Annotated in this window: 15 protein-coding genes; 12 read left to right on the top strand and 3 right to left on the bottom strand. The window is 48.5% G+C overall.

Annotation, left to right across the window (positions count from 1 at the left end; genetic code table 11):
• Nucleotides 1-148 precede the first annotated feature (148 nt).
• The 3 genes from putA to CWC22_RS04005 all read left to right on the top strand — a co-directional run bounded on the left by putA (nucleotide 149) and on the right by CWC22_RS04005 (nucleotide 6316).
• A complete protein-coding gene (gene putA, locus CWC22_RS04015; RefSeq protein WP_138539660.1) occupies nucleotides 149-3952 on the top strand; it encodes a bifunctional proline dehydrogenase/L-glutamate gamma-semialdehyde dehydrogenase PutA in 3804 nt (1267 codons plus the stop codon).
• A gap of 188 nt (nucleotides 3953-4140) precedes the next feature.
• A complete protein-coding gene (locus CWC22_RS04010; protein ID WP_138539661.1) occupies nucleotides 4141-5340 on the top strand; it encodes an aromatic amino acid transport family protein in 1200 nt (399 codons plus the stop codon).
• A 91-nt stretch (nucleotides 5341-5431) separates the two neighbouring features.
• Nucleotides 5432-6316 (top strand): hypothetical protein, encoded by an 885-nt coding sequence (locus CWC22_RS04005; RefSeq protein ID WP_138539662.1) that lies wholly within the window; start codon nucleotides 5432-5434, stop codon nucleotides 6314-6316.
• A 36-nt stretch (nucleotides 6317-6352) separates the two neighbouring features.
• Here the strand turns inward: CWC22_RS04005 and CWC22_RS04000 are convergent, their stop codons facing one another.
• The 3 genes from CWC22_RS04000 to pomA all read right to left on the bottom strand — a co-directional run bounded on the left by CWC22_RS04000 (nucleotide 6353) and on the right by pomA (nucleotide 8752).
• A complete protein-coding gene (locus CWC22_RS04000; protein WP_323744707.1) occupies nucleotides 6353-6880 on the bottom strand; it encodes a hypothetical protein in 528 nt (175 codons plus the stop codon).
• A gap of 169 nt (nucleotides 6881-7049) precedes the next feature.
• On the bottom strand, nucleotides 7050-7982 hold the full coding sequence (locus tag CWC22_RS03995) for a flagellar motor protein MotB (protein WP_125557931.1): 933 nt from the start codon (nucleotides 7980-7982) through the stop codon (nucleotides 7050-7052).
• Between the two features lie 2 nt (nucleotides 7983-7984).
• Nucleotides 7985-8752: a flagellar motor protein PomA gene (gene pomA / locus CWC22_RS03990; RefSeq protein WP_049865534.1), complete on the bottom strand. Its 768-nt coding sequence runs from the start codon at nucleotides 8750-8752 to the stop codon at nucleotides 7985-7987.
• A gap of 241 nt (nucleotides 8753-8993) precedes the next feature.
• On the opposite strand from pomA, the gene xseB reads away from it, so the two are divergent.
• The 9 genes from xseB (at nucleotide 8994) to CWC22_RS03945 (ending at nucleotide 16920) form a co-directional block, all read left to right on the top strand.
• The gene (gene xseB, locus CWC22_RS03985) at nucleotides 8994-9236 is read left to right on the top strand and encodes an exodeoxyribonuclease VII small subunit (RefSeq protein ID WP_125557933.1); all 243 of its coding nucleotides are present in this window, start codon (nucleotides 8994-8996) and stop codon (nucleotides 9234-9236) included.
• 3 nt (nucleotides 9237-9239) lie between these two features.
• Nucleotides 9240-10127: a (2E,6E)-farnesyl diphosphate synthase gene (ispA, locus tag CWC22_RS03980; RefSeq protein ID WP_138539663.1), complete on the top strand. Its 888-nt coding sequence runs from the start codon at nucleotides 9240-9242 to the stop codon at nucleotides 10125-10127.
• Between the two features lie 187 nt (nucleotides 10128-10314).
• Nucleotides 10315-12174 (top strand): 1-deoxy-D-xylulose-5-phosphate synthase, encoded by a 1860-nt coding sequence (dxs, locus tag CWC22_RS03975; RefSeq protein WP_138539669.1) that lies wholly within the window; start codon nucleotides 10315-10317, stop codon nucleotides 12172-12174.
• A 327-nt stretch (nucleotides 12175-12501) separates the two neighbouring features.
• Complete coding sequence (gene deoC / locus CWC22_RS03970; protein ID WP_138539664.1) at nucleotides 12502-13266, top strand: deoxyribose-phosphate aldolase; 765 nt, start codon at nucleotides 12502-12504, stop codon at nucleotides 13264-13266.
• The gene (gene deoD / locus CWC22_RS03965) at nucleotides 13266-13994 is read left to right on the top strand and encodes a purine-nucleoside phosphorylase (RefSeq protein WP_138539665.1); all 729 of its coding nucleotides are present in this window, start codon (nucleotides 13266-13268) and stop codon (nucleotides 13992-13994) included. The genes deoC and deoD overlap by 1 nt, the downstream gene beginning before the upstream one ends.
• A gap of 215 nt (nucleotides 13995-14209) precedes the next feature.
• Nucleotides 14210-14527, top strand: coding sequence for a hypothetical protein (locus CWC22_RS03960; protein ID WP_138539666.1), 318 nt, complete (start codon nucleotides 14210-14212; stop codon nucleotides 14525-14527).
• 220 nt (nucleotides 14528-14747) lie between these two features.
• Entirely contained in the window at nucleotides 14748-15248 is a 501-nt protein-coding gene (locus CWC22_RS03955; protein ID WP_010382871.1) for a hypothetical protein, read from the top strand.
• A 120-nt stretch (nucleotides 15249-15368) separates the two neighbouring features.
• On the top strand, nucleotides 15369-15989 hold the full coding sequence (locus CWC22_RS03950; RefSeq protein ID WP_138539667.1) for a phage tail protein: 621 nt from the start codon (nucleotides 15369-15371) through the stop codon (nucleotides 15987-15989).
• Nucleotides 15990-16302: 313 nt separating this feature from the next.
• On the top strand, nucleotides 16303-16920 hold the full coding sequence (locus CWC22_RS03945; protein ID WP_138539668.1) for a phage tail protein: 618 nt from the start codon (nucleotides 16303-16305) through the stop codon (nucleotides 16918-16920).
• Nucleotides 16921-16992: the final 72 nt, after the last annotated feature.

The following is a 16992-nucleotide window of genomic DNA, read 5'->3' as shown; positions in this document are numbered from 1 at the left end:
TCATATTGTCGTAATTGACGCTTTATGCAAAGGCCTGCTCATATTAAAAGGCCACCCACATAGCGAGCACTTACATACAACTTGCTATCACTGCTTTAAGCTGTTCAATTTACAATCATTTTTGACTCTTATTTTATGAGGCTGAGTTATGCTTTATAACGGCGATTTGACAACCACTTGTCCTATCAGACAGAAGATCCGCGATTTTTACCGCATCGATGAGAACGAAGTTATCGACCATATTTTGCCTCTGGCAGAAGTTGGCGTAACGGCGCGTAGCCGTGCCTGGGAAAGAGCCCGCCAGATAGTCGTGAACATCCGTCGCGATCAGGATGGTCAAAATGGGGTAGATGCTCTGCTTAACGAGTTCTCTCTGTCATCAGAAGAAGGCGTGGTATTGATGTGTCTGGCAGAGGCCTTATTGCGTGTGCCAGATAAAGAAACTCAGGACCAGCTGATCCGCGATAAACTCGCTAAAGGTGACTGGAGTTCTCACTTAGGTAGCAGCGATTCTCTGTTTGTAAACGCGTCGAGCTGGGGTTTGCTGGTCACCGGTAAAATGGTCAACTACAGTGACAAACAACAAGAAGAACAATTTGGTGTCCTGAAGCGCACCATTGGTCGCTTAGGCGAGCCTGTGATCCGTAAGTCTGTTAACTTCGCTATGAAGATCATGGGTAAACAGTTCGTCATGGGTGAAACCATTCAGGATGCGATTACCCGCGCCGCAGAAAAAGAACAAAAAGGCTACGTATACTCTTACGATATGCTGGGCGAAGGTGCCCGTACCATGGCAGATGCCGAGCGTTACTACCAAAGCTACATGAATGCAATCCACGCCATCGGTAAAGCAGCTGCCGGTCGTGGTCCAGTTAAGAGCCCGGGCATTTCAGTTAAGCTTTCTGCTATCCACCCGCGTTATGAGTTTTCTCACAGCGACCGCGTGATGGAAGAGTTAGTCCCTAAACTGAAAGAGCTGGCAGTAGCAGCAAAGCAGTATGATATTGGCTTTACCGTGGATGCTGAAGAAGCGGATCGCCTGGATATTTCTTTAGATGTGATTGAAGCCGTATTCTCTACACCGGAGCTGGATGGCTGGAATGGCTTTGGTTTGGCGGTACAAGCGTATCAAAAACGCGCTATTTTTGTAGTGGAATGGGTTGCTGATCTGGCTCGTCGCGTAGGTCGTAAACTGATGGTCCGCCTGGTAAAAGGCGCTTACTGGGATACCGAAATCAAAACCACACAGCAAGACGGTTTAGATCACTTCCCGGTATTTACTCGTAAAGCGACCACTGATGTCTCTTACAAAGCCTGTGCAATCAAACTACTGGAAGCCCGTGATGTGCTGTTTCCGCAGTTTGCGACACACAATGCCTATACCGCAGCTACTATTCTTGAAGTAGCCAAAGGCGACAACACAGGGTTCGAATTCCAGCGTCTGCACGGTATGGGTGAATCCCTGTTTGACCAAATCGTAGAAAGCGAAGGGATCCAGTGTCGTGTATACGCGCCAGTTGGCCATCACGAAGACTTACTTGCTTACCTGGTACGTCGTCTACTCGAAAACGGTGCCAACTCTTCGTTCGTTAATGCCATTGTCGATACCACCAAGCCGGTAGAATCTTTGCTGCCTGATCCGGTTGAAACCTTGCAAGGCCTGCGCAACAAATATAACAAGCAGATCAGCCTGCCTATCGAGTTGTACGGCGATGAGCGTCCGAACTCAAAAGGAATGGACCTGACTGACATTAATGTACTAACCCCGTTCAAAGAGAACCTGGACAACTGGTTCAACGAACATCGCATTGAAGAAAGCGATGTGCCAGAGGGTCGCATGGCAGTACGCAACCCAGCTAATCACACAGAGATTGTCGGCCATGTGCCTGTGCATGATGAAACATACATGCAAGGTATCCTGAGCAATGCAGAAAACGCCTTTGCAGAGTGGTCGCAAACGCCTGTGAAAGAGCGAGCCGACCTGCTGCGCCGTGTGGGTGATATTCTTGAGCGTCACCATGACGAGCTGGTCGCAATCTGTATTAAAGAAGCCGGTAAGATCACACAAGATGGTATTGATGAAGTACGCGAAGCTGTAGACTTCTGTCGTTACTATGCAGCACGTGCCGAAGAGCTATCTAAAGACGAGCGTTTTGAAGCCCGTGGTGTGATTTTGTGTATCAGCCCATGGAACTTCCCACTGGCGATCTTCCTGGGTCAGGTTGCCGCAGCCATCGTGACGGGTAATACTGTTATTGCTAAGCCTGCCGAGCAAACAAGTATGATTGCTGTTCGCTGTATCGAGCTGATGCGTACCGTTGGTCTGCCTGAGCATGTTGTTCAACCAGTTATTGCTCGCGGTAGCGAAGTAGGTAAACACATTGTTCCAGATGAGCGTATTCAGGCTGTGATGTTCACCGGTTCAACTGAAACCGGTACATTGATTTCACAAATCCTGGCCGAGCGTAATGACATCCAGGTCCCCCTGATCGCAGAGACTGGTGGTCAAAACTGTATGGTTGTCGACTCAACGGCGTTGCCTGAGCAAGTTGTGGATGACGTTATTTCTTCTGGTTTCCAAAGTGCCGGTCAGCGCTGTTCAGCCCTGCGGGTATTGTTCCTGCAAGAAGACGTCGCTGATGGCATTATCAAGATGCTGCAAGGTGCACTACAAGAGCTGCATGTTGGCGACCCGGCGCTGCTGTCCACAGATGTAGGCCCGGTGATCGACGAAAAAGCACTAAATGCCCTGACTAAACACGTTGAGTTTATGAAAGGCAACGGCAAGTTGTTGTTTGAAGCTAAGATCCCGGACAACAGCGAAAATGGTGCTTACTTCTTTGCGCCGCGCTTGTATGAGATCTCTGACTTGTCAGTATTGAAACGCGAAGTGTTTGGCCCGGTTGTTCACATCATCCGCTTCAAAGGCGAAGACCTGGACAACGTCATTGACCAAATCAATGGCACGGGATACGGCCTGACTATGGGTGTCCACTCTCGTATCGAAGCGCGTTGTGAATATCTGGCGAAAATGTCTCGCGCGGGTAACGTCTACGTCAACCGTAATATGATCGGTGCCATCGTAGGTGTGCAGCCATTCGGTGGTCGTGGTTTATCAGGCACAGGCCCTAAAGCTGGTGGTCCAAACTACTTGTTGCGCCTGGTGAAAGAGAAAGCGTCTCCGGACAACGTTCAGATGACTAACCTGACACCTGATGAACTAGAAACACACCACTTCCCGGGTGCGGTTGAGCAAGTTGAAGCCCTAATGCAAAACTCGCTTCGCGATGAAAAAATCTGGCGTGCAACCCCGCTTAATGACCGTGTGTCTGCGGTACGTCAGCTACTTGCTAAAGTGGCAACGGTTGAGATCATCGATGACCTGGCGGACGATTTAGCCCTGACACTGGCGGATGCCCGTGCCCAGCTTAACCGCCTGGAAAAGCGCATGCGTTCACACATTGTGTTACCTGGGCCAACGGGTGAATCTAACACCTTACACCTCGAACCACGTGGCTGTGTTGTGTGTTATGCCGATAAGAGTACTTCGTTTAACTTCTGGGCGCTGTCGGTCATCACTGCATTGGCAGCAGGTAATACCGTGATCACGGTAGCATCTGAGCTATTCTACGAGGAAGCACAGGCATTCCGTGACAAGTTTATCGCCACCGGGGTTGCCGAAGGTGTATTCCAGGTCGCTAAGCCAAACCAGTTGCAAGCTATTCTGGCACACCCACACCTGTCAGGCGCAGTGGTTGCTGCACGTTCATCACGCCTGGGCTACTTCAGTCAGCAGCTAGCTGCACGTAAAGGCGCTATCCTGCCAGTGATCAGTGCTGAATACTACGACACACTGATCAGCCGTCTGGTTACTGAGAAAACAATCAGTATTGATACCACCGCATCGGGCGGTAATACTTCACTGATGACTCTGGTAGAAGATGACGAATAACCGAATGCGTTAAACCTCATTCAATCTAAGCCGGCATTCGCCGGCTTTTTTTATGCAATTTCAATCACCTTAAACGGCGCTGTAATGCACAAATTACAAGCCTGTACCTTGATTTGTAGCAAAACTATTTCATTTTTTATTGAACCGTTATATTGTGCCTGCTTCTCTCACAAAGTTAGGGGCTATGTGTGCAAAAGAACAAAACTATCGGCAGCATGTTAATCGTTGCCGGCACCACCATCGGAGCAGGCATGCTGGCGCTGCCGATCGCTTCTGCGGGACTAGGATTCACCACCGCGTTACTCTTAATACTGGCAACCTGGGCCTTGATGACCTACACCGCCTTACTGATGCTGGAACTGCATCAATACGCCAACAAAGAAGCCACACTCAACACACTCGCTAAACGCATTTTGGGTAAAAAAGGCCAGTATGTGGCAAACTTCTCCATGGTATTTTTGTTTTATGCACTGTGTGCTGCCTACATTGCAGGCGGCGGTGCTCAGCTTCAGGAGAAGCTGACTGCATTAACCAGTATGGATATTGCACCTCAGGCAGGCTCAGTACTGCTGGCCATCATAGTCGCAACAATTGTTACTTTGGGTACCAGCACCGTAGATAAGCTCAATCGCGTCTTATTCACGATCAAAATCCTGGTGCTGGCCAGTTTGTTTTTTGTTCTTACGCCCTATGTACGCGGTCAACATTTGCTAGATATGCCCGTCGAACAAGGGCTTATCATCTCTGCGTTACCAGTCATCTTCACGTCATTTGGCTTTCATGGCTCCATTCCCTCTATCGTTAAGTATGTTGGCCTTGATATCCGCACACTGAGAAAAGTGATGATAGTGGGCGCTTCACTGCCTTTAGTGATCTATATAGGCTGGCAATTGCTCAGTCAGGGTGTGATGGCACAAAGTGCTTTACTAGATAGCGAAGGGCTGCCTGGGTTTGTAGCCAGTATCTCCAGTATCGCGCATAGCCCACAGGTAAGCACCTTTGTGACACTGTTTGCAGACCTGGCTCTGGCGACCTCATTTTTAGGAGTAAGCCTGGGTCTGTTTGACTTTTTTGCTGATGCCTTTAAAAAGCGTAATACGGTGTCCGAGCGGGTGATCACGGCACTCATCACCTTCTTACCGCCACTTGGTTTTGCACTGTTTTATCCGCAAGGATTTATTATGGCACTGGGTTATGCGGCCATTGCGTTAGTGGTGCTGGCCATTTTCCTGCCGGTTACTATGGTTTGGCAGCAGCGCAAAACCCAGCAAATGGACGGCTACCAGGTTGTTGGTGGAAACTTGGGTCTGGTGTGCGCGGGACTTTGCGGCGTATTGATCATCTCAGCACAATGTTTGCAAATGCTCGGGGTTATCCCTCCACTTTAACAAATCACCACACTTTTTGCCTCGATTTAACTGCGGCTGGCGATATAATGCCCGTATAAAGACATTATCAGCCGTAGTTAAGAAGGACCGTATGAAGCATCTGATCCCCCTCATTCTGCCAGCCACTTTACTTATCGCCTGTGGCGGAGAGAATAGTGAGCCATTAAAGGCTAACCCGGACTCTTCCACAGATAACAATACCCAGGATACCAGCAACCTCACACAAAGCTGCGGCAGTGATTTCAACGCGCAACGGTCGCTGAACAAGTTTGAAAGCACCTCGGTGTTTTGGCAAATTGAAGGAGCCAGGTTACAATCCAAATCCCAACTCACCCTATTAGCCGACAAGTTTTCTCTTTCTGCATCTCACGAACTTAGCTCAGATGACACCTTGTGTCTGCTGGCCGCAAATATCTTTGGTTCCAGTAGTGCTCAGACCTGGCAAGGGAATGACAATGGCTCGGTAAAACCGGGGGAACTGTACTATTACAGCCCCGCGATGACCTTTACAGGGGCTTTACCGTCTTTCACGTCACTGGATGACTGGCGCAGCCAGGGTGCGCCGACACAAACCCCAGTCACAACCCCAGACAGCGAGATCACTATTTGGTATCGCAACCGGGATGAAAACCGCTTTACTTTGGGAACGACACAAAGTAACCAAAATCCAGTCATACTGAGTTGTGATCAAGACGGATTTGCATTGTCTTACTCTTTGTCGCAGGTTGCTCAAAGTCAAATAGATACACTCAATCCCAGTTTCTGTGAAACCCAAGGCAACGGAGAAAACGCAGTGACTCAATGCCTGAGTGTTGCACTTACCACCACGGATAAACTGGAGTCATGTACATTTGGCGCAACCAGTGTGGCTTTACCAGACAACACTGGCAACAAAACATCCGTCAAAGTCGCCGGTGAGCTGAATATTGTTACAGGGGACGCTGAACTAAAGATTACTCAGATTGATGTAAAGTAGTAAGACCCTCTAATGCCGTGCCTGGTTGGGCACGCATTACCCGGCATCTTGCTGTGGGCGGGTCGATGAATTCGCTTTTGCATTTCTGTCCAACAGATATATCAGCGGAACAAAACACAAGAAAACGGTCGCGTAGTTCACTAAAGGCAGGATAGTTTTATACAGGTAACCTGAATAACTAAGTTCCATAAGATGCCGGTCAACCAGCCTGAACAGCTGTAGTAAAGGCGCAGGAATAACAACCAGTTGGCAGATGATGCTCTGCCACATATACATTTTGTCTTTCAGGGCCCAATAAGCAACAATGGCAATAAAAAGAATGTCGGCCGCGGCCCAGTAAATGTAACGGTAGACTTTGTTGCTATCAAGCTCCAGGACCAAATCGTGAGTCAAATAGCCGTTAACGAAAAACGCAAAACACAATAGCGAGTACCGTAATGCTTGCCTGTCTTTCAGGAAATAAAACAAAACAACGGCAACTGAAACAAGGACCATCTGACTATCAAAAATAGTATTCAGAAGTGCTCTTATCGTGTCACCGTTGATATCGATATTCGCCAACATGGCTATCAGAAACCGTTAGAACTTATTTCGGATCTTCGCTTCCATCGTCACCGCCACCATTTGAACCCGGCATATAAGCATATTTATTAAGCATTGTTTTCTCCATTAACATTATCAGATTAAATTCCGCTGAATAGCCTAGCCCAAGAATCGGTACCACGCAATACTTCTAGTTGTTTCCACGTACATTAATTGGGTCAGATTCCTTAGCCTTACCTTGCATGATAGAGATTTCGACACGCCGGTTGCGACGACGGTCTTCATCAGTTTCATTGGGCACCAGCGGCCGAGTATCTGCATGCCCGACGACGACCATACGGTTTTTGTCGAATCCAGTGACGGTCTGCATTTCTGTCGCAACCGCAACCGCCCGAGTCGCAGACAGATCCCAGTTATTACTATATAGCTCATTCGAAAACTGGAAGTCATCCGTATGCCCGGACACCGTTATTTCGCCAGGCACATCTTTGAGCAGTTGGGCAATATCCTGAATCACAGGTTTAAACTTAGGTTGTAAGAATGCGCTGCCAGAAGGAAAAGAGCCATTCTCCTGGATCCGTATAATGATTTGCTGTCCCAATGATTCCAGTTCAATTGCACCATCCATGATTTGCTTTTCCAGCTGCTGGGCGATTTTTTTCACCAGCTCATTGACCTGCTCCTGCTCCGCAGCCGCAATTGCCTGTGTCATCGACTGCTCTTGTGCGGTACTGGAAGACTCACCTCCGCGCTTGTTACCACGCTGCTCTTGTCGTCCACCCGCAGAGCTTTCATCACCAGCCTGAAACTCCAACATCTGCTGCGTCATTTCAACTGTCTGTTGCTGTATCGTTTCGATAGGAGTGGGTTCAGGCTTGCCCGGCGTGAACTCCATGGCAATCACACTGGTCCCTTTTGGAATGTCCTTTACCTCAATCTTGTTTTGCACGCCAAATGCAAATTTCATGGAGCCCGCGATCTGCTTAAATTTGAGTACATCCATTTCTGAAAACGCCAGTAGCAGTACGAAGAAACACATCAGCAGAGACATCAGATCGGCAAAAGTCCCCATCCAGGCAGGTAAGCCTGGGGGGGGACATTTGCATTCGTTCTCGTCAGACATAATTACTCCTCGGCCTCAGCACCCCGTTTGGACTCAGGTAGGTAGTTTTTCAAGATACCTTCTATCACTTTCGGGTTCTGGCCGTCCTGGATCCCCAAAATAGCATCCAGGATTAAGCGTTGATTTCGTTCTTCCTCGTCTTTACGCAGCTCCAGTTTTACCTGAATTGGAATAGCCACCACGTTAGCCAAGAACGCACCATACAATGTCGTCAATAGTGCAACGGCCATCGCGGGTCCAATCGCTTTCGGGTCATCCATGTTCGATAGCATGGCTACCAGGCCGATTAAGGTACCAATCATCCCCATTGCAGGGGCAATGTCCGCCAAAGATTTAAACAATCCAGCACCCATTTCATGACGCGTCGAAGTGAGCGCAATGTCTTTTTGCAGGGTTGCCCTGACCACATCCGCATCGTGACCATCCACCAGCATGTCAACACCTTTACGCATAAAGGAATTGGGAATTTCGGCCTCTTCTAATGCCAGAAAGCCGCCTTTACGCGCAGAATCCGCCAGCTCAACCGCTTTCTCAATCAGCTCTTCCGGGGTCTCCAGCTTAAACATAAAGGCCTTACCGGCCACTTTACCGATGCCAAAAAACTGGCTCATGGTAAAGTTCGACAGCACGATAAAAATCGAGCCACCAAATACAATAACCACTGATGGAGTGTTGTAAAACATGGCAATCTGGCCATCACTACTAAGTACCATGGACATCACAATCAAGCCTATGGCCCCTAAGATACCAATCACGGTTGCTAAATCCACACACCCTCCAAAGGAAATTACCCGTTATCTATCACGCAGTTATTATTATCGACAGAGTTATCGGCCAGTTTTGCAATAACTTAACTCAATTATATTAAATTGCCTTGAAATTGCGAATCCATAAACCAATGGCAAGTCATCCTGACTGTATAACGCAAAAATTCTGAGAGATCTTTGACCTCAATCTGTAATACTCATAAAATTAGGCGTTTTTTAATTTAGCTCAAAGTGAATACTGCACATGGCGACAAAAAAACCGGAAAACATGAGCTTTGAAGAAGCTGTTGACGAGCTTGAAAGCATTGTACAGGGCATGGAACGGGGCGAACTCACCCTGGAACAGTCGCTCAAACAATTTGAACGCGGGATAAAGCTGGCCAACGCTTCCTCGCAAAAGCTGCAACAGGCAGAACAGAAAGTGGCGATTTTGCTCGGCAATGACGAGCAAAGCCCGCTAAGTGAATTTACGGACGAGCTGGAATAAACATTGGATTTACAAGCACAACTTGCTCATGCCAGAGCGCAAGTCGAAGAAACTGTAGCCGCGTATTTCGCTCAAGAATTGGACAGTGACGACACCGCCATTGCTGCAGCGCGCTACAGCATTAGTAATGGTGGTAAACGGTTGCGCCCATTTCTGGTCTACACAACCGGGCAAATCTTTGGCGCCACACCTCGCGATCTCGATATCGCCGCAGCTGCCGTCGAATGTATTCACAGTTATTCATTGGTTCACGATGACCTCCCGGCTATGGACGATGATGACCTGCGCCGTGGTAAACCGACTTGCCATATTGCATTTGATGAAGCACAAGCAATCCTAGCAGGTGATGCTTTGCAAACCCTGGCTTTTGAGCTGTTATCAGCGCACACATTCTCTGTTCCGGCGGCAAATCAGATTGCGATGATCAAAACCCTCGCAAAGGCATCCGGGTTGCAAGGCATGGTCGGTGGTCAGGCGCTGGATTTGGCAGCAACGGACAAGTCTGTCAGCTTGGCAGAACTGGAGCGGATCCATCGCTTAAAAACGGGCGCGCTGCTAACTTGTGCTATTGAACTGGGCGCGCTGTGTGCCCCAGATGTGTCGCCACATACCCTTGCCCGACTACGTGACTATGGTCAGAATATTGGTCTGGCATTTCAGGTTCAGGATGACATTCTTGATATAGAAGGTAACACTGAAGTGCTGGGCAAACCTCAGGGGTCTGATCTGGAACACAATAAGTCTACGTATCCTGCTCTATTAGGATTATCGGGTGCCAAACAAAAAGCACAAGCACTCGTAGAAGAGGCAAAGCAGGCGCTGCACAACATTGATGCAGACACACAAACCTTGGCTTTGCTGGCAGACTATATTATTGCCAGAGACCATTAATGACCATAAACCGACTAGCAATCAACTGATAAGTCGCTAAATTAATAACTAGTTAAGTTATACTGTGGTGCATTGCACACTGCACGCCGAACAAAGCGCCGAGCACCCAGCACAGAATTTATAAATTTAATGGCGGATAACAATGACAACCAAGTCAGCGAACTCTGCCCAGGATAACGTAATCAATATGAGTCTTGATAACAGCAAGTATCCCCTTTTGGCATTGATTGAGCAGCCTGAGCAGCTGCGCACTTTGCCGCAACATAAACTGACCGAGTTCAGCGATGAGCTACGTGACTATCTGCTCAACTCGGTCTCGCAAAGTAGTGGTCACCTTGCCTCCGGTCTAGGCACGGTTGAACTGACAGTGGCGCTGCATTACGTTTACAATACACCCGCTGACCGCCTGGTATGGGATGTAGGCCACCAGGCTTATCCACATAAAATTCTCACGGGTCGCCGCGATCAAATGCATACCATACGACAAAAAGATGGCCTGCATCCTTTCCCGTTTCGTGAAGAAAGCGAGTACGATACATTCAGTGTTGGTCACTCCAGCACCTCTATCTCTGCCGCGCTGGCCATGGCTATTGCCGCTGAAAAAGAACAACAGGGGCGTAAAGTCGTCGCTGTGATTGGTGACGGTGCAATGACCGCAGGTATGGCTTTTGAAGCCATGAATCATGCCGGTGATGTGAAATCAGACATGCTAGTGATCCTTAACGACAACGAAATGTCTATTTCTGAGAATGTCGGCGCATTGAACAACCACTTTGCACGGATCTTATCGGGTAGCTTTTATACCAATATCCGCGAAGGCGGTAAAAAGCTACTTTCCGGTGTACCACCGGTGAAAGAACTGGCCAGCAAAGTTGAAGAGCATCTCAAGGGCATGGTCATTCCGGGCACCTTCTTTGAAGAACTCGGCTTTAACTACATTGGCCCAATAGACGGCCACGACGTCAATATGTTGGTGGACACACTCAGAAACATGCGCAACCTTAAAGGTCCGCAGTTGCTGCACGTAAAAACCCAAAAAGGTAAAGGTTACCAACCAGCTGAAGCCGATCCAATTGGCTATCATGGCGTGCCAAAGTTCGATCCTAGCGTGCATAGCCTGCCCAAATCAAAACCTGCCGCACCAACATTTTCTAAAGTATTTGGTGACTGGCTGTGTGACATGGCAGAGCAAGACAATAAGCTGATGGCCATCACGCCAGCCATGCGCGAAGGTTCAGGCATGGTGCGTTTCTCTAAAGAGCACCCAGACCAGTACTTTGATGTGGCCATTGCAGAGCAACATGCCGTCACCTTAGGGGCAGGGTTTGCCTGTGAAGGCCTTAACCCGGTCGTGGCCATCTACTCCAGCTTTTTACAGCGTGGTTACGATCAGCTGATCCACGATGTGGCACTGCAAAACCTGCCTGTGTTGTTTGCCATTGACCGCGCTGGGATTGTTGGCGCAGATGGCGAAACACACCAGGGAGCCTACGACCTGAGCTTTATGCGTTGTATTCCCAACATAGTCATTATGGCTCCCAGCGACCTGAACGAATGCCGTCAGATGCTCTATACCGGCCATCGCCTGCAACAACCTGCCGCTGTGCGCTATCCGCGAGGGTCCGCAGGTGAGGCTGAAATCGAAGCACAGATGACAGAACTGGAAGTGGGTAAAGCCAACCAGCTGCGCTCAGGTAAAAAGGTCGCCATTCTTAACTTTGGCACCTTGTTACACAACGCAAAACCAGTCGCAGAGGCGCTGGATGCAACTTTAGTTGATATGCGCTTTGTGAAGCCACTTGATGGCGACATGGTCACTAAGCTGGCAGCTGAGCATGACCTGCTGGTGACACTGGAAGACAATGCCATTGCAGGCGGTGCAGGCAGTGCGGTCAGCGAGTATCTGGCCGCTGCGCAGATCCTCAAACCCATTTTGCATCTGGGCATTCCTGATGAGTTCATCAAACATGGTACACAAGACCAGATGCACACCGAAATGGGCCTGGATGCAGACGGGATCCAAAAACGGATAGAAGCCGTCCTGTAACCGCTTCACCACCTTAAATTGAGCCACTGTCATCGCAGTGGCTTTTTTATTTTCTGCCTGCCAAACACAGACTGTTCCAAACATGCCAATCCTTGCGCCAGGTCATGAAAAGGAGCCTTTAGACTAGTAAATATAAGCCAACTCACTGACAATACAGCGGTGATTAAATGGAATTAACGTGTCCCGCCGGGATGCGTCTTCACGGAACCAAGTCCACTCGATTACCCAAAGTGCGAGTGACCAAGGCCCAACGAATGTCCTCCCCTCGCCTTTCGGGTTAGTGGTTCTTTGCTGCCGGTTATCCTGGCAGCACATCAGGAGTTTCCTATGTCTTCAATAACACGCAAAGAAGCCGCACAACTGGCACTGGATTGTATGGATTTGACCAGCCTGACTGGCACAGAATGCGACCAAGATATCATCCAGCTTTGCCAGCAGGCCAGCTCAGGATTGGGCAATGTGGCTGCGGTTTGTATTTACCCTCAACATATCGCACTGGCCAGAAAACACCTGGCCACAGGGATCCGCATCGCCACTGTCACGAATTTTCCGCACGGTAGCGACAACATAGTCAAAGCAGTTGAAGAAACTCGCACAGCTATTGCACTTGGTGCCGATGAGATCGATGTGGTCTTTCCTTACACTGCTCTGATGGCTGGTAACGCTGACATCGGCCATCAGCTTATCGAGCAATGCAAGCAAGCTTGTGGTACACACGTGCAACTCAAAGTCATTATTGAGTCCGGTATGCTACCAACGTCACACTTGATTGAACAGGCATCGCGCATCGCAATCGATGCCGGGGCTGACTTTATTAAAACCAGTACCGGCAAAGTTGCCGTGAATGCCACCTTAGAGGCCGCGCAGGTGATGCTCAATGCCATCAAGAATAGTGGCAAAGAAGTAGGCTTTAAAGCCGCTGGGGGCGTACGCACAGTTGTCGATGCTCACGCTTACCTAATGCAAGCCAGGCAAACTATGGGCCCGGACTGGGTGAACAAGCAGCACTTCCGGTTTGGCGCTTCTGGCTTGCTCAATGATGTGCGCTCAACCCTGACAGGTGCGCCCTGCGAAGACAAGGGAGGTTACTGATGATGCACACAAACCCGCATGGTACGGTTCACATTAATGCGCCTGACGATGCATTTGCTGACACAGTATTGCTGCCGGGCGATCCACTGCGCGCCAGGTTCATTGCAGAGCACTTTCTGGATGATGTTAAAGTCGTCAACACAGTGCGCAATATGCTTGGTTACACTGGCTTTTTTCAGGGTCGCAAACTCTCGGTGATGGGCACAGGCATGGGGATCCCCAGCTGCTCCATTTATGCCAAAGAGTTAATCACCGAATACAAGGTGAAAAACCTGATCCGCGTAGGCAGCTGCGGGGCCGTTTCCAAGCACATGCAACTGCGCGACATTATTATTGCCATGGGTGCCTGTACCGACTCAAAGGTAAACCGAATGCGCTTTAAAGATCATGACTTTGCAGCCATTGCCGACTTCAGCCTACTCAATGCCTGTGTCCACACTGCCTCAGCATTGACGCTAAAAGTACAGGTTGGCAATGTTTTTTCATCCGACCTGTTTTATACGCCACAGCCAGACATGTTTGAGCTGATGGATAACATGGGGATCCTGGGTGTAGAAATGGAAGCGGCCGGATTATATGGTGTCGCCGCGCAATATGGTGCCAGAGCACTGACCATTTTAACAGTTGCAGACCACATTACCCTGGATACACACCTGAGCAGTGACGCCAGGCAATCTTCCTTCGAAGAGATGATCCAACTGGCACTTCTGACAGCAAAAGAAATATAATCACAGTCCACTACCTGGTGTGCCAGCAGGCACACCCTAATAGCCTGTTCGTTGCCATAATTTTTTGCCAAACACGAAACAATTCAACAGCTGTTTCCTTCACTAAAGATAATACCCAAATCTGCGACCCAGACACCATCCATTGCGAACTGCTACTGGCGCTGTTAATATCCCCGTGAAAGGAACATACACAACCACAATTTGGGAGTATTACTATGAGAACTATTTTACCCATTGCCGCTTTACTCTTCTCTGGCTCAGCACTTGCTAGTTTCGAAATGAGCGGCAAAATCATCAGGCTTTTTGTCAGTGAAACGGGGAGTATTGCCGTAAGGCTAGACAAAAATTACAATGACTCTGCCAAACAAGAGTGCCCTGGATTTAATGGTTGGGCAGGTAATGTATCGGCAGATCCAATTCTTAAGTCCACCTTGCTTGCTGCACATGCATCTAAAACGAATGTCGCACTCTCAATATCGGGATGCACAGCGGGCGGGGCCTGGGTAAAAGTCGCCGCCGTTTATTCTGACTAGTCAGTTACGATACACTTCAGGAAGCCTGCTAACGCAAGCTTCTTTGACCAAAAACAGCGAGTCACGACGTGTCTGATAGCCAAATCATGATACTTTTTTACCCCGACCTGTTTTATACTTTCCTCCCTGAGCCGGGACTTTATCGCTGATATCTAAAATGCACCACGCTAGCATAAAGCCCAAGAGCCCGTTTTTTCTTTAATTACATACTTTTAAAACTATGACCAAAACCCGACAGATCATTTACGCGGTTGTACTCAACCGGGGATTTTTACTGTTTCCACTGGTGCTGATCAGCCTGCTGGTTGGTAGTATCACCGCAGAAGACATACGCTATCTGCTCGGCCATATGGATCAGCATGGCTATCAGAAAGTCATTGAAAACGAGTCGACCATCACCATTTTGCTAATTGGCTTTGGGGCTATCATGGATGGCCGGAAAATTTTTTCAAAACGCATGCTGGAAAGTAAAAACGACCCAACGCTTGAGCAACACAGTGCGCTGAATGCGACCTCTGAATACTATGGTTTTATGCTGATCGTGATAGGCATTGCCATCGAAATTGTTGATCAAATCACAAGGTATTTGAGCACATTCAATATTAATATTATGGCATTTGAAGCCATTTTTAGCCTGGTATTTAATGTGGTTGCACTCATTGTGATGCTCAAAGCAGCCTACAGAATAGCGGCCATTGACATAGAAGCACATCAGCTTTAAGCCTAATCCCAGCGCGCTTCTTGCACCCCCTGTAATACAAAGTAATATACTTGCGGCATTCGAGCATGTAGGATAAAGATTGATGTAAGTATCTAATATCAAAGCGCTAGGGATTGTTTTATGTCAACAGAAGCATTTACGGGCGAACTCATGCCCTTTGTCGGTAATTTTGTCGTAAGAGAGTATCTGCCATGTGACGGCCAGCTAGTCAGCATAGGCATATATTCGTCCCTTTTCTCTTTAGTAGGGACACTTTATGGTGGTGATGGCCGGGTCTCTTTTGGCGTGCCAGATCTACGCGGCCGCAGCCTTATTGGCCACGGAAAGGCACCCGACTTAACGTATAATTATCAAGTTGGTATGACAGGTGGCATTGAAACAAAAACACTCACTGGATATCACTTACCCACACACAATCATGCCGCATCGGCTCAGGTGCCAACCATCAATAACGGTGTGACATCATCAATGTTGGTTGCGAACAATAACGCAAACACACCGGCTCCGAATATCAACGCGTTCCTCGGCAAACCACAGGATCAAAGCTTCTTTGTGCCAAACGCATTTGAGACGGCTCAACCGGTTGGAATAAAGGGCGTGAATGTAGACGTTCATTCTTCGGCCTGGGCCAACGTTGAACTGCATAACACTGGTCAGAGTGAGTCTATTGATATCCGTAACCCGGTTCAGGCCATAAACTGGCTCATTTGTGCAGACAATCTCTATCCGCCACGCTCCTGATCATAATATGGCTTCGCTCTGAGATACCCATGACCAGGCTACACCCTGTCTGTTTCGGTAGACACAAACTGATATCAAACTCTTCCCTGTTTTAATGAACGATTAAATCTGTTAGCCAGCATCGCTGGCTTGCTACTCTCGATCCATCATCAAGCTGGCCCCTCACTTATCACTCTTATCTGTTCACAGCACCTCACCAATACCGTGTTCAATCTATGCTGTAATATTAAGTAATATACTTCTGGTAGGTGATAAGTTATGGTTGTCAATAACTATAACGTTATTAACAACAATCATTTAAGGAGAGCGTGTTATGGCAGCCGACGCATTTATCGGTGAAATGATGCCGTTTACAGGTATATTTGCAGTACGCCAATTCGCAGAGTGCGGTGGGCAACTCATTTCAATCTCACAATACTCAGCTGCGTATGCCATCCTGGGTACATATTATGGCGGTGATGGAAGAAGCACCTTTGCTATGCCGGACTTGCGTGGCAGAAGTCCTGTTAGCTACGGGCAAGGACCAGGTTTATCCCATTACCCAGTAGGTAGTAAAGGCGGTAGCGAAACAGTAAAACTGACAACCGCTCACCTCCCAGCGCACTCTCATACAGCAACTGCCAGTGTCGGTATCTCAAGCACCGCCACGTCCACCCTGTCGGTAGCCTCCAACAATGCCAACAGCCCTGTACCGACCGCAGCTGCCTACCTTGGAAAACCGCAAGATTCAAGTTTCTTTGTGCCCAGTGCATTTGAAGCAGAGCAACTGGTAGAGATCCAGGGGCCAGAAGTGCAGGTGCAATCAGTAATAGACAACGCAACAGTCACGGTAGACAACACGGGTTTAGGTCAGGAAGTTGGCTTACTAAGCCCATTTACCACGATTAACTGGCAAATGTGTTTGAATGGACTTTTCCCATCCCGTGCATAATGAATGGACAGTTCTGTATCCTGGGTGCTTACCCTAAGCCCGCATAATTAATACTAACCGGGTGCAATGCAC

This window comes from Pseudoalteromonas rubra, from assembly GCF_005886805.2.
Taxonomy (GTDB): domain Bacteria; phylum Pseudomonadota; class Gammaproteobacteria; order Enterobacterales; family Alteromonadaceae; genus Pseudoalteromonas; species Pseudoalteromonas rubra_D.
This window is presented reverse-complemented; position numbering and strand designations above follow the sequence as displayed.